The 14,705-nt window shown below is 31.4% G+C and carries 14 protein-coding genes and 1 tRNA gene; 3 read left to right on the plus strand and 12 right to left on the minus strand.

The genetic code is table 11. The features are described 5' to 3' along the window. The first annotated feature begins 133 nt into the window (after positions 1–133). The 3 genes from Q0820_RS08275 to Q0820_RS08285 are packed head-to-tail and all read left to right on the plus strand — an operon-like array spanning position 134 to position 1,910. Positions 134–841, plus strand: a complete 708-nt coding sequence (locus tag Q0820_RS08275; protein ID WP_298486880.1) for a TIGR04283 family arsenosugar biosynthesis glycosyltransferase — start codon at positions 134–136, stop codon at positions 839–841. Further along, positions 834–1,598 (plus strand): VOC family protein, encoded by a 765-nt coding sequence (locus Q0820_RS08280; protein ID WP_298486882.1) that lies wholly within the window; start codon positions 834–836, stop codon positions 1,596–1,598. The genes Q0820_RS08275 and Q0820_RS08280 overlap by 8 nt, the downstream gene beginning before the upstream one ends. Positions 1,599–1,640: 42 nt before the next feature. After that, positions 1,641–1,910 (plus strand): hypothetical protein, encoded by a 270-nt coding sequence (locus Q0820_RS08285; protein WP_298486884.1) that lies wholly within the window; start codon positions 1,641–1,643, stop codon positions 1,908–1,910. Between the two features lies 1 nt (position 1,911). Here the strand turns inward: Q0820_RS08285 and Q0820_RS08290 are convergent, their stop codons facing one another. The 12 genes from Q0820_RS08290 to Q0820_RS08345 form a co-directional block, all read right to left on the minus strand. Further along, positions 1,912–2,709 (minus strand): anti-sigma factor, encoded by a 798-nt coding sequence (locus tag Q0820_RS08290; protein WP_298486886.1) that lies wholly within the window; start codon positions 2,707–2,709, stop codon positions 1,912–1,914. Positions 2,710–2,712: 3 nt separating this feature from the next. Continuing rightward, positions 2,713–3,243, minus strand: coding sequence for a sigma-70 family RNA polymerase sigma factor (locus Q0820_RS08295; protein ID WP_298486888.1), 531 nt, complete (start codon positions 3,241–3,243; stop codon positions 2,713–2,715). Positions 3,244–3,466: 223 nt separating this feature from the next. After that, positions 3,467–3,540: transfer RNA gene (locus tag Q0820_RS08300), tRNA-Pro, on the minus strand. Positions 3,541–3,602: 62 nt separating this feature from the next. Further along, positions 3,603–4,538: an alpha/beta hydrolase gene (locus Q0820_RS08305; protein WP_298486890.1), complete on the minus strand. Its 936-nt coding sequence runs from the start codon at positions 4,536–4,538 to the stop codon at positions 3,603–3,605. Then, positions 4,525–5,256, minus strand: coding sequence for a M15 family metallopeptidase (locus Q0820_RS08310; protein WP_298486892.1), 732 nt, complete (start codon positions 5,254–5,256; stop codon positions 4,525–4,527). The genes Q0820_RS08305 and Q0820_RS08310 overlap by 14 nt, the downstream gene beginning before the upstream one ends. A gap of 126 nt (positions 5,257–5,382) precedes the next feature. Next, positions 5,383–6,216 carry a sugar phosphate isomerase/epimerase gene (locus Q0820_RS08315; protein WP_298486894.1) on the minus strand — a complete coding sequence of 278 codons (834 nt, stop codon included), beginning with the start codon at positions 6,214–6,216 and terminating at the stop codon, positions 5,383–5,385. A 212-nt stretch (positions 6,217–6,428) separates the two neighbouring features. After that, positions 6,429–7,451: a LacI family DNA-binding transcriptional regulator gene (locus tag Q0820_RS08320; protein WP_298486896.1), complete on the minus strand. Its 1,023-nt coding sequence runs from the start codon at positions 7,449–7,451 to the stop codon at positions 6,429–6,431. Positions 7,452–7,572: 121 nt separating this feature from the next. Next, complete coding sequence (gene xylA, locus Q0820_RS08325) at positions 7,573–8,898, minus strand: xylose isomerase (protein WP_298486898.1); 1,326 nt, start codon at positions 8,896–8,898, stop codon at positions 7,573–7,575. A 13-nt stretch (positions 8,899–8,911) separates the two neighbouring features. Then, positions 8,912–10,396 (minus strand): FGGY family carbohydrate kinase, encoded by a 1,485-nt coding sequence (locus tag Q0820_RS08330; RefSeq protein WP_298486900.1) that lies wholly within the window; start codon positions 10,394–10,396, stop codon positions 8,912–8,914. Between the two features lie 213 nt (positions 10,397–10,609). Then, the gene (locus Q0820_RS08335; protein ID WP_298486902.1) at positions 10,610–12,226 is read right to left on the minus strand and encodes a sodium:solute symporter; all 1,617 of its coding nucleotides are present in this window, start codon (positions 12,224–12,226) and stop codon (positions 10,610–10,612) included. Between the two features lie 553 nt (positions 12,227–12,779). Continuing rightward, positions 12,780–14,014 (minus strand): IS3 family transposase gene (locus Q0820_RS08340; protein WP_298486904.1). Its coding sequence is split into 2 segments (ribosomal slippage): positions 12,780–13,657 and positions 13,657–14,014, totalling 1,236 coding nucleotides; the frame shifts between segments, so codons are not numbered across the junction. 71 nt (positions 14,015–14,085) lie between these two features. Continuing rightward, complete coding sequence (locus Q0820_RS08345) at positions 14,086–14,676, minus strand: carboxymuconolactone decarboxylase family protein (RefSeq protein WP_298486905.1); 591 nt, start codon at positions 14,674–14,676, stop codon at positions 14,086–14,088. Positions 14,677–14,705 lie beyond the last annotated feature (29 nt).

Here is a 14,705-nt window from a genome sequence, read left to right on the forward strand (position 1 = left end):
CAAATTTTTTAGGCGAAAATATATCGCTTTTTAAGTCGAAAAAAGAAAACTCTTATTACAAACCTACGTATATATAATTTTAAAAAGTGTACCACTTTTCTTTTATAAACAGTACTTTTAAATATATATGAGAATGATTTCTATAATAGTACCTGCACATAATGAAAAAAAGAATTTAGAAAAGCTACTCCCGCATATAGAAAATTATAAAACAACAATTCCTTATGAAATATTAGTAGCAATTTCCCCCAATACTACAGATGGTACAAATTCTATTTTACATTCTAAAAAAGTTCTACTTTTAAACAGCCCAAAAAAAGGAAGAGCTGCTCAAATGAATTATGCAGCTAAGCATGCTAAAGGTACTATTCTTGTTTTTTTACATGCAGATGTTTTTCCTCCAAAATCATTTTTATCCGATATTAAACAGGCCTTATCTAATAATATAGATGCAGGATTTTTTTCATATAAATTTGATAGTGATAACTTTTTCCTAAAAATAAATGCGTCCTTTACTCGTAAAGATGGCATTTTTACAGGAGGTGGCGACCAATGTCTTTTTATAAAAGCAAAGAAATTTAACACCTTGAAAGGATTTAATGAAACGCAAATTCTAATGGAAGACTTTGAGTTTTTTAAAAGAATTAAAAAAAATAAAATACCCTACACTATTATAAATAACAATTTAATAGTTTCTGTAAGAAAATATGAACATAACTCCTATATAAGAGTTAATGTTTCTAATCTTATTTTAATAGTTTTATTTAAATTTGGTTGTTCCCCTAAAAAATTAAAAAAAATACATTCTAAACTTATCAAAACGCAATATCATAATGGCTGAGTTATCCAATGAAATTACATTAAACGGGATACAACAAATAGGAATTGGAGTACAAGATGCTAATAAAGTATTTAATTGGTACAGACATAATATTGGTTTTAATCTATTAGTTTTCAAAGATGAAGCAACTGCTTCTTTAATGACAAAATACACAGGTGGTAAAGCTTGGGATAGGAAAGCACTTTTATCCTTAAACCTTGCTGGTGGCGGAGGTTTAGAAATTTGGCAATACACTAACAGAAACCCTATTCCACCTTTAGAATCTGTTAATTTAGGAGATTTAGGCATTAATATATTAAAATTAAAAAGCAAGAATATTAATAGTATCCATGAGAAATTACAAACCTTAAATTTAGACCTCTTATCCCCTATTTCTACTTTTGAAAATCAAGAACATTTTTTCTTTAAAGACCCATGGGGTAATTTGGTGCAAATAGTAACCTGCAATACAACTTTTACAGAAGGTAATGAAGATTGTGGTGGTGTTCTAGGTGTAACTTTAGGTGTTTCGGACATAGATAGGTCTATTACTTTTTACAAAAATCTTTTAGGCTTTGATACTGTTGTATATGATAAAAACAACACCTTTGAAGATTTGTCATTTATAGACAATCAAGAAAACAATTACAGAAGAACATTACTAAGAAGAAGCGAAACAAAAATTGGAGGTTTTGGCACTCTTTTAGGCCCTTGTGAAATAGAGCTTATTCAGAAAAAAAATGGCTCTCCAAAAAAAATATATGCAAATCGCTATTGAGGCGATTTAGGGTATATACATCTTTGTTTTGATGTGTCTGGCATGAAAGCTTTAGGAGAAAAAGCTAAGGAGCTTAACCACCCTTTTACTGTAGATAGCAGTTCTAGTTTTGATATGGGAGAAGCCGCAGGACATTTTACTTATATTGAAGACCCAGATGGCATTCTATTAGAGTTTGTAGAAACACACAAAGTTCCTATTATAAAAAAACTAGGTTTATTTATAAATCTAAAAAAGAGGGACCAACATAAACCCTTACCAAATTGGCTTATAAAATTAATGCGAATTCACCGTGTTAAAAAAGACCTTTAATTTAACTAGAAGATACAACTCCTAAGGTATACAATTGCTCCAAGTTTGGAGATTTGCTACCACCAGAAGGCTCCAGAGTAATTCCGAATGCCTCAGATGTATTTGCGTTTGTTAAATTAAAAATACGATTATCATCTTCTATAAAATCTTCTAACAAACCTACACTTGTTGGTGTAAGCGGGTTTAATTTTAAAGACCATACTTGGTACACCATACCATCTGGAGGTTCCGGTAAGCCTTGCGCATCTATATAAAGTTTCTCTTCTTTCTTATTCCAATAAGCTTTAGCATAGGAAGTGGGAGAAACCTCTTGGCCTCCTAAAGGAATAACTGTTATATTTTTATCACGTATAGTCGCTAACAACTCTTCGGACTTTGTAAGAGAAATTTTTGCTTCATTAATTTGCTCTTCTAAATTAATACGTTGCCCTTCTACTACTTCTATTTGAGATTGTAATTTCTCATTTTGATTAAACAAATACACTCCCCCTATTAGTAAAAGGATAGACGCTGCCCAACCCATATAAGAACTCCAGCTTAATGCGCTTTTATTAATTGGAACAACTTTAGTATCTCTATAATTTTTAATTTTTTCATATACATCACTAAAGCTTAAATTTACTTTAGGAGCTGCAGTTTTTGAAAGCGCTAAAATAGACGCCTCTATAGCTTCTATTTCTTTTTGTATATCTGAATACAGTTTAGCATACTCGGCTACTTTCAGATTTTCTTCTTCTGAAAGTTGGCCAGCTACATATAGCTCTAACACACCCGATTCTATGTATTCTTTTGTATTCATTTATTATTTCATATTTTCTCTTAATTGAGAAATACAACTTCTATTTCTAGTTTTTACGGTTCCTACAGGTATATCTAACTCTTCTGCTACTTCTTTTTGTGTATATCCTTTAAAATAAAGAAGCTCTATTACCTGTATACACTTTTCTTTTAATTTAGATACTAAATTACGTAACCCCTTTGTGTTAAAATCTATTTCCTCTTCTTCTGTTGTATTTTCAAGTATACTTACGAAGTAATCTGCGGAAAGGTTCTTTTTTTGATTTTTATAGTTTTTAGATCGCATTACATCTATAGCTGCATTCCTTGCAATATTTACGATCCATGTAAAAAAACGACCTTTAGAGCTATTATAACTCATAGCACTATTCCAGACCTTTACAAAAACATCTTGACAAATTTCCTGTGCTAGATTGTCATCTTTAACTATTGTATTAATTACACCGCAAATATTTTCTGCATACATAGCATGTAGCCTCTCAAAAGCGAAAGTATCTTTTTGTTGAAAACGTGTAATTAACTCTTCTAATTGCATAAGTTATTTTAGAACCAAATTATTACCAATTGGTTTTACTCAAAAATAAGATATTAATATTTAGTACTCTCTGTTTTGGAAAAGTAATCCATAGAACCAGTAACAAAATAAAGGCTATTTATTGCCTACTCATTTTTTGTTTTTAATCGTTTACAAAAACTATGTTTTTGACACTTTTAAAAACAAAAAATGAACTGTAGATACAGTTCATTTTCTTATTCAGTCGGGATGACAGGATTTGAACCTGCGACCACTCGACCCCCAGCCGAGTGCGCTACCGGACTGCGCTACATCCCGAAATTATAATGAGCAAAAATATTAAAGTTCTTAGATACTTAAACAGTGATTATTAAAAAAAATTAATCTAATTCTAATTCATTAATCCAAGAGATTAATTTTTGAGTCCACTTATTTAAATTTGGTTCTTCTTTTGCCAGACTAAACCCGTGTCCACCTTTTTCGTAAAGATGCAGAATAGACTTCCCTTCCCCTTTCGTAGATAACATCGCATGAAAAAACTCACTATTTTCTCTTGGTACAGCTTTATCATCTATGGCATGGACAAGAAATGTTGTGGGTGTCTTTTCATTAACATGAAGATGACTAGAATACGTGTTAACCAAGGCTTCGGATGGATTTTCTCCTAACAGATTTTTTTTAGACCCTTTATGCGTTTTTTCTCCCATAGTTATTACAGGATAAATTAATGCCATAAAATCTGGTCGCGCGCTTAACGCATCTATTGCATCAATAGGTGTATAAACTTTTTTGTTATACTGCGTTCCTAAAGTAGATGCTACATGCCCTCCTGCAGAAAAACCAATAATACCAATTTCATTTTCGTTAATATTCCATTTTTTGGCTTTACTACGAACCAATCTAATTGCTCTTTGAGCATCTATTAAAGGTACGGTATATTTTTTGGTTTGTGTTTTATCTGATGGTAACCTGTACTTAACCACAATACCTGCAATGCCATGTTTATTCAAAAATTCAGCAATATCAGTTCCTTCCCAATCGTAAGCAAGTAAACCATAACCGCCTCCTGGAAAAATTAATAAGGCTTTACCTGTGGCAATAGATTCATCTGGTAAAAATACTTCTATAGTAGGTTTTTGAACGTTTTTTATTCTTAGAATGTTAGTTTGTTCATGAACTTCTTTCTCTTCCGTTTTTATATGGTTAGGAATTTTTCCTTCTGGCCAAAGTTCTATTACTCTTTCTTTAGATGCGCAACCAAAAGCACTTAGAGACATAACAATAATTAAATACCTTTTAATATTAATGAACCTCATTACAATCCCATTTAAAATCAGCTATTTTATCATTACTTGCAGCCCCTAAATTATAATGCCACCACTCTGTTCTAATAGACCAAAAACCATGTTTTTCCATGGTTTCTTTTAGCAATTTTCTATTCTCCAATATCTCTTTTGGTAAATCTAAATTATCATGATACGCTCTTTTTCCAAAAAAATCAAAATCTGTTCCCATATCTAGTTCTTCTCCTTCTAAAGTTACCAAAGTAATATCTACAGCACCTCCTTTATTATGAATAGAACCTTTTTTAGGGTTTGCTACATATTGTGGATTTGGAACAATTTTCCACATTTTATACTGCACAGAATTTGGCCTATAACAATCATAAAATTTTATTTTTACGCCTTTTTTAAGAAATTCTTTATTTGCTGCTATTAAAGCTTTTGCCGTCTTTGCTCTTGTATAACATTCTGCACAATCATACACCTTTGCTTTTAAAAAATTATTTTCTGTAGCATAACGCATGTCATATGCAAAATCATTACTATAATCTTCCAAACGTATAAAAGTAGAATCTGCTACAGCATTAAACAATTTTAATTTTTGCTCTTCTGGAATTATAATAGCAACTGGTTTTTCTTCTTTAATACTATCTATTATAACTGTTTCTAATTTTTCTGAAGATTTTGTTTCTTTTATTTTCTCTTTACAGGAGAAAAAAATACATAAACATAGAACGGTTAATATTCTCATTTTACTATTTAGATTTTCTATTAAAACAGAAAGGTACTATATATTTTTAGAACTTTATAAAACAAGAAAAACCAATTTCTAATAGTACTTAGAAATTGGTTTTTCTTATACTAATTTATACTTTTTTTAGTCTAACCCTTTTAAATACTCCAAACTTTGTGGCACTTGTTCTACCACTCTAGAAGATTCGTCTTCTATAAACATATATTCTACTCCAAGCTTTTTAGCCTCTGCAACTACTCCTGCAATATCTATTTGCCCAGTTCCTAGAACTACATTAGTTTCTCTATCTTCACTACCTGTATTATTACCAACAACACCTTTAGCCATATCTTTTAAATGTAATAGTGTAACTTTTTCTGGATACTTTTTCATTAAAGCCAATGGGTCTTCACCTCCATGTTGCACCCAAAACAAATCCATCTCAAAAGTAAAATTTTCTGCATTCTGCATCATATAATCAAATAATGTCCCGTCTTTATATGGTCTAAACTCATAACCGTGAGCATGGTAAGCTAATGTTATACCATTTTCTTTTAACAACTTACCTGCTTTATTAAAAACCTCTGTTGCATGCTTGGTTTCTGCTATCGCAAAATCATTTTCGTTATGAGGCACCCAAGCACACATAACATATTTTGCTCCATAGGCTTTAGCATTACTTAAAACCTTTTCTGGGGTATCTTCTAATTCTTTAAAAGAGGCTCCAATACTTACCATATCTAAACCATTTTTTTTAAGTAACCCATTAAATTCTTCAAAAGACATTCCGTAACTATCTCCCCCTTCTATCTTAGTAATACCCCAACTCTTTATAGTAGATAATGTACCTGGTATATCTGTTTTAAATTGGTTTCTTAAACTCCATAATTGTAAACCAATATCTTGAGCTGAACTTTGTATTGTTCCAAACCCTAAAGCTAATATTAATGCTGTTCTATACTTTTTACTAATTTTCATTTTTTTCTATTAGTTAATTTTTCCAATTTACAACTATTTATGGATTAAAAAAGTCTTTTTTATAACTGTTGCCAACTTTTAAAAACGCTTTTAATTATAAGAGAAGTTAAAATTATAAAATAAATTACCTTGTTTTATTTCTATGATATTCAAATATATTTTAATCTTTAAAAGAAAAAAATAAAACTAATTTACACTACTATAAAATGGTTTTAATCTATTTTTTTGGTAGATTCCCTAACTATTAGACTAGTCTTTATAACTTTAGTTTCAAAAGGTTCTCCACTATCTGGTTCTTCTATTCTTTTAATTAGCATTTTTGATGCCATTTCTCCAATATATTTACCATGTTGGCTAACCATTGTCATTGCAGGGGTTACATATTTAGATAGTTGACCGTTTGTGAACCCTATTATAGATATATCTCCTGGAACTGAATATCCTCTTTCTTTTACTATACTTTGTACTTTTACTGCGGTTATTTCATCCAAACAAAGAAGTGCATCTATTTTCTTATAATTTAATAAAAAAGACATTTCTAAATCTAAATCATGTTTAGGTTCTATATTTAATATCATTCCTTCATCAAAAGAAATTCCATTTTTATGCAGCGCCTTTTTATACCCGTCTATTCTTAATTTTCCAATATTAGAATTACTAATAGGCGTTATTACTGCTATATTTTTACATCCAATATTTATAAAATACTCTGTAGTTTTAAAACCCGATTCATAATCATCTACAATAACTTTATCACAGTTTATAGCATCAGAAACCCTATCAAAAAGAACAACGGGGATTTGGCTACTTGCAATCTCTTGTAAATAACTAATGTTTTTGTTTATATCAGAATCATTGGTTAAAGACATTATTAGTCCGTCTACTGTACCAGCATCTAAAACTTCTAATGTTTTACCCTCTTTTTCATTAGACTCATCACTAATGCAACTAATTATATTATATCCTTTTTCGTTAGCAATTTTTTCTATCCCATAAAGAACTTGAATAAAAAAATAATTAAGAATATTAGGTATAACTACTCCTATTGTTTTTGTACTCTTATTTAATAAACTAAGAGCTACCTTATTAGGCTTATAGTTATTTTCCTTAGCATATTTTTGAATTTTTAATTTTAGTTCTGTACTAATTTCATGACTATCTCGTACTGCCTTAGATACTGTAGAAATAGACACCCCAAAATGCTTACCAATATCTTTAAGTGTTATTTTTTTCATTACAATACTTTAATAATAGTCTTATAAATTCATAAAAACTAATTAACGAAGGATAGAAAGATACGTTAAACTTATAATTTAAAAAAGCAGTTAAGACCATAGCCTTAACTGCTTATATTTTTTATATATACTGATTGATTATATTCTCGAACAATTCTTGCTTACCACTTTGTAATTTTAACTCTCCATTCTCCTGTGCAATTTTATATAAATCTTGAAGACTTAATTTACCTGCTTCAAAATCTTTTCCTTTACCAGAATCAAAAGAACTATAACGTTCCTCTCTTAATTTATCATAAGCAGATGAAGTAATAATCTTATCTGCAGTTAATAATGCTCTTGCAAAAGTATCTGCACCACCAATATGAGCTAAGAAAACATCTTCTAAATCGGTAGAGTTTCTTCTAATTTTTGCATCAAAATTAACTCCGCCTCCTTGTAAACCACCAGCTTTTAAGAATACCAACATTGCCTCTGTTGTTTCCTGAATATTATTAGGAAACTGGTCTGTATCCCAACCATTTTGGTAATCGCCACGGTTAGCATCTAAACTACCTAACATACCAGCTTTTGCCGCTACCTCTAATTCATGTTGAAAAGTATGCTGTGCTAAAGTTGCATGGTTTACTTCTATATTCATTTTAAAGTCCTTCTCTAAACCATATTCTTTTAAGAAACCAATAGCCGTAGCAGAATCAAAATCATATTGATGCTTCATAGGTTCCATTGGTTTTGGTTCTATAAAGAAATTTCCTTTAAACCCTTGCGCACGTGCATAGTCTCTAGCCATTGCTAAAAACTGCCCCATATGATCTAACTCACGTCCCATATCGGTATTAAGTAAAGACATATAGCCTTCTCTACCTCCCCAAAAAACATAATTTTCTCCATCTAAAGCTATGGTAGCATCTAAGGCTAATTTTATTTGCGCCCCTGCTCTAGCTACAACATTAAAATCTGGATTTGTAGAAGCTCCATTCATATACCTTGGATTAGAAAAACAATTTGCTGTTCCCCAAAGTAATTTAATCCCAGATTCCGATTTTTTTTCTTTTAAATACTCTGTAATTGTAGTTAACCTTTTTTCGGACTCTGCAAAGGTTGGTGCTTCTTGAATTAAGTCAAAATCATGAAAACAAAAATAATCGAATCCCATTTTACTTATGAATTCAAAAGCAGCATCTGCTTTATCTTTTGCAGCTTGTATTGGGTCTGTAGCTTTATCCCATTCAAAACTTTGCGTTCCTGGCCCAAATGGATCCGACCCTTGACCACAGAATGTATGCCAATATGCTATTGCAAATTTAAAATGCTCGCGCATTGTTTTTCCTGCTACTATTTGTTCCGGATTATAATATTTAAATGCTAGAGGATTATCTGATTCTTTTCCTTCAAATTTAATTGCATCAATTCCTTTAAAGTATTCTTTATTTCCTAATACTGCCATTTTTTTACCTGTATTATTTATTTGTAATTAATTCTAGTTCTTTTTTCCAATTTTCGTAAGCTAGTATATAGGGCTCCTTATCTTTAAATGGCATAAACGTCATTACATGATCATTATCCATTATAGATTTACTAAACTTTTTAAAATCTCCTAAATGTAAATCTGCTGCTCTTGCCGCTCCTATTGCTCCTGTAGTATTATAAATTTCAATCTCGTGTTCTATTAAAGTAGCTATCGTATTTGCAAATATTTCGGATCTAAAAAGGTTATCGTTTCCTGCACGCATAACGTTTACCTTCATTCCGTCTGACTTTAAAATATTCATTCCGTAAACAAAAGAAAAGGCAATGCCTTCCAAAGCTGCCCTACAAATATGTGCTTTGGTATGGTTATTTAAATTTAGGTTTACCAACCTTGTTCCTATTTCTTTATTGTTTAGCATTCTTTCTGCTCCGTTACCAAAAGGGATAACACAAACACCGTCTGAACCTACAGCAATATCTGATGCTAAAACATTCATTTCTTCATAAGAAGAAGCCTCTAAATTATTTAATAACCATCTATATTGTATACCAGCTCCATTTATACACAACAGCTTACCTATTCTTGGTTCTTCTCCTTTTTTATAATTTACGTGTGCAAAATTGTTTACTCTAGAACTTTCTTTACTAGACAAGCTATTAGTAACTCCATAAACAACGCCTGAAGTACCTCCAGTTGCTGCAACTTCTCCTGGATTTAATACATTTAAGGATAATGCATTATTGGGTTGATCCCCTGCTCTATAAAATATGGGCGTTCCTGCCGCTAATTCACTTTCTTTTTCTCCTTGCCCATTTACTTGAGACTGTTTTGTAAATGTATCTACAATATCTGGAACTAAATGCGCGTCTAAACCATAGTGTTCAAGAAGAAAATTTGCAACGCTATCTTTCTTAAAATCCCATAATATTCCTTCGGACAATCCAGAGATTGTGGTATTTATTACATTAGAGAATTTATACGCTATATAATCTCCAGGGAGCATAAACTTATAAATGTTCTTATATATATCTGGTTCGTTCTCCTTTACCCATTTTAATTTTGAGGCAGTAAAATTTGCTGGAGAATTTAATAATTGCGAAGAACAAGTTTCTTCTCCTAAATCTTTAAATGCTTTATCTCCAATAGCTACTGCTCTACTATCGCACCAAATAATAGACTTTCTTAACGGTTCTCCTTTTTTATCTACAACTACTAAGCCGTGCATCTGATAGGAAATACCAATACCTTTTATTTGGGTTCTAGAAACGTTGTATTTTTTCTTGATAGCTTTTATACCTTTACAAGCATACTGCCACCAATCTTCAGGATTTTGTTCTGCCCAACCATTTTTAATAGCTAACATAGACATTTCTGTCTCTGGCTCTTGAACAACACCAATACTTTTACCAGTATCTATAGCAACTAATGCTACTTTTACAGAAGAGCTTCCTATATCTAAACCTATATAATACATAATGCTTTTAAATGGTTATTACTTTTCTCAAATATAATTTAAAGGCTAAATAAACACTATACTTTTCTCTTTTCTACAATATACAAAACAGTAAAAAAGCATCTTAAAACAAACCTATAAAACCTACGTAAACACTTAAAAAACAATAACTTAATTAAAATTTTCGTTGCGTACGAAAAATTTCGCAAAGCTTTTCGTAAAAGATAGCGTATACTACCCTACGAAATAAGATAGTATGGCTATTACAATTCCTATTAAAAGGATAGATAATACTATATCTATTGTAGATATACTTTCTTTATTTATTTGCTTATCATCCTCTGTTAATGTTCCAAAAGAGAGTCCAGAAATAGCGGTATAATTTGGTGGATCAGTAGCTAAACTAACCCCAATACAAATAACAATAGAAAGTAAAAACATGAAAATAGCCATATGCGCAAAATTTATAGTTGCAAATTCTAACATCGCGCCCGAAAGACTACTCTGGTATATTTCTGCCATGATACGTATAGCTGCAACAATTAAACCAGAAAATAAGGTTACAATAGCTGCTATAGAATTTGTTCTTTTCCAAAGAACTCCTAATAAAAAAACAGCTGTTATAGGTGGCGCAATATAAGATTGCACACTTTGCAAATATTGGTATAATGTTCCGCCACCAATTTTTTCCATAATAGGAATCCAAATTATACCCAAAACTACCACAATACTAGTTGCTACTTTACCAATAGTTAACAACTTTCCCTCCTCTGTTTGAGGTTTTAATTTCTTATAAATGTCAATCGTAAATATGGTAGAACAAGAATTAAAAACCGAGGCCAAAGAACTCATTAAAGCTGCCATTAAGCCGCCAGCTACTAAACCTTTTAATCCTACAGGTAAAAGTGTCTTTACTAATACTGGAAATACCTGATCCGCTTTTTCATAAGTTAATACTCCTTGTATAGAAAGTGCATAAGCTATAATCCCTGGAATTAAAAAAATAAAAATTGGTAAAATCTTTAAATATGCTCCAAATATTGCCCCTCTTCTTCCTATTTTTATATTATTTGCTGCTAAGGTTCTTTGTACAATATACTGGTCTGTACACCAATACCATATACCAACTATTGTACCTCCAAACAACATTCCTGTCCAAGGAAAATCTGGGTCGCTTATTGGTCGCCACATATTAAAATGACTTGGTCCTACTGTTTCTTTAAGAACATGCCAACCACCTACTTCTTGCAATCCTAAATAGGTTATAATTACAGAGCCTAGAATTAATACTACCGTTTGTAAAGTTTCTGTATATATTACGGCTTTCATACCGCCTATTACTGTATATGCTCCAGTAAAAACTACAATACCAATAGCTCCATACCAAAAAGGGATTCCAAGCAATTCTGACACAACAATACCGCCCGCATATATAGTTACAGACACTTTGGTTATTACATAACCTGCCAATGAGAATACCGATAAAAACCATCTGGAACGGGCGTCAAATCTTTTTTCTAAAAACTCGGGCATTGTAAATGCATTACTCCTAAAATAAAAGGGTAAAAACAACCAACCTAAAAGCAACACAATCCATGCATGAAGTTCATAATGCGCCATTGGCATTCCAGACTCTGCCCCTGTACCCGCTAAACCTACTACATGTTCTGAACCAATATTGGATGCAAAAATAGATGCACCAATAACAAACCAACCTACATTTCTTCCTGCTAAAAAATAATCAGCGGTGTCTTTATTCTTTTGAAGTATTACCCATATTGCAACACCTATTAATGCTGCAAAATAGGCTCCTAAGACCCACCAATCTGCATTTTCCATTATTGAAGTCATACTATCATAATATTTAATTTAACCCATTTAATGTAGTAATTTATACCTGATATATTTTACTTCCACCCCAATTAAAAAAAATACATTTTAAAATTTATTAATCAAAATAAAACCGCAAGTGCTATTAAAATAAAGTAGTCATTGTCTTTCTATATATAAAATGAAACTAACGAAAACGCTTTCGTATTTAATACTAGTAAACATAAGTGACATTTTATATTATACAAGTATGAGCAGGAATATCTAAAAATAAGAGAGAGATTTAATTCATAACTTAATAATTTTGATCATGAATTTAAAAAAAAAGATTGTATAACATTTAAAGCATGCGTTGTATGGGTGCTTGTAAAAAATATTTTACTTTAATAGTTATAATGTACTACTTTAAGAAGCCAGCATAGACCAAAAACTATCATAAAAGATATGATGGTGTATTAATAAAAATAACCCTGCCGGCAAGTAGAGTAAAAAATTTGACAAAAAAAGAATAATCTACTACTCTAACTTTATTTAATTGAGTCGTCCTAAAATAGGTTGACAATTTATTAAATAATTAAATTAATCCAGCGAAGCTAGCTTCGCTGGATTTTTTGTTGTGTATAAAGTTAGGTGTTTTGTAATTAAGACTCAAATGTAGTCTTTTGTTATTGTATGTTACTATAGATTCCTCTATTAGTTTTTTAAGGTCTTTAGCTGTATTGCATTTATGGATAAGAAATTCTCCTTTTAATATACCATTGATACGCTCTGCTAAAGCATTTTGATAACAATCATACCCATCTGTCATCGATGGTATGGTATTGTTTTTTTCCAATTCCATTTGATACAATGAAGAACAATATTGTAGTCCTCTATCAGAATGATGTATGAGTTTTGTAGTTGTTACTCTTTTCTTGACAGCCATTTTCATTGCCCTTACTACATTTTCAGCACTCATATCATCGCTTAGATGGTACCCCATAATTTTTCTACTAAAAGCATCCGTTACCAACGATAGGTAATGAGTTCTTTCTCTACTTTTTATATAAGTGATATCACTAACAAAATACTGCTCTGGCCTGATAGGTGTTATACCTTTCATTAGGTTGGGGTATTTCCTTAACCAATGTTTCGAATTCGTGGTTTTTGTATAGTTTTTCCTTGGTTTTATCAGCATGGATTCGGCTTTTAAATAATCAAACAGAGCATCTCTACCTATTTTAATTCCTTGTTTATCAAAATCATCTTTAAGGAGATAATATAATTTTCGTGTACCTAGTCTAGGCATTTCTTGACGCATCTGTAAAACTAATGACTTAACCTGAGTCAATTCAATAGTTCTTTTTATTTTACGTTTTTCCGCTTGATAAATAGCTTGTCTACTTATCCCAAACAATCTACAACAACGAGATAGACTTACTCCTTGTTGTCCGATTCCTTGGATTGATTGGGTAAATACTTTTTTCTGATAGAAGTACCATATTGCTGATCCGAAATATCAATCATCGTATTAAGCACCTTGTTTTTAAGCTTCTCATCAGAGAGTTCTCTCTCCAATCTTTTTATTTTTTGAGCAGGTGTTTCTTTCTTTTGGATAGTGGCAACCTTTGGTCGTGGTTTGCTCCAGTCTAAGGTACCATGTTTTCTTAACCAAACCAAAACTGTACTTCTTCCTTGAATACCATATGCTTTTTGGGCTTGCTTATAGGTCATATCGCCCTTTTCTACTTGGGATATTACCGCTAATTTAAAGCCTAAATTGTAATCGCGTTGACTCCGCTTCTTCCTTGGTTTCTCTGAATACTTCATAAATAAGTTGAATTTGTGTCAACTTATTTTAGGACGGGACAAATGATTAGTAAAAAAAGGCAATTATACACTTACCCTTTATGCTTACCTACATTCCACCCTTTAGAGCCTATGAGTTTTTCTGCTATTTTTTTAGGATATTCTTCCAAGTCTGTAGCCATGGTATCATTCCAACGGTTTAGATACCCAAATAATGCAATAGAAGCTACAATTTCTACAATTTGAGATTCATCAAAATATTTTTTTGCTTCATCAAAATCGGCAATTGTTGCTGCGTTTGGGACTAATGCTCCTTTAAAGGATAAATTAAGTGCTGCTCGCTCTGCTGGTGTAAATAAAGGAGAGGTTTGAAATTCCCAAACCGCTACAATTTTTTCTTTAGAAGCCTTATAAATCTTAGATAAATTAGCCATATGTGCTTGGCAGTATTTACAACCACTTACCTGACTCGATATTAAACTAATTAACATTTTTAATTCTTCAGAAACTGTTCCTTCATATAAAATAACGTGATTTAATTGCATAAATGCCTTTGCTATTTCTGGTCTTCTTTGCATTGTTAAAATACTATTTGGAATAAAACCTCTTGTTTTTTTATAATAGTCGAATTTAGGTTCTAATTCCGGGTGTAATCCTTTTGATAATGGGTTTAAATGTGCCATGAAAAATATTTTTATATTAAAGTCACTCT

The organism is uncultured Maribacter sp. (assembly GCF_947495965.1).
Classification (GTDB): domain Bacteria; phylum Bacteroidota; class Bacteroidia; order Flavobacteriales; family Flavobacteriaceae; genus Maribacter_B.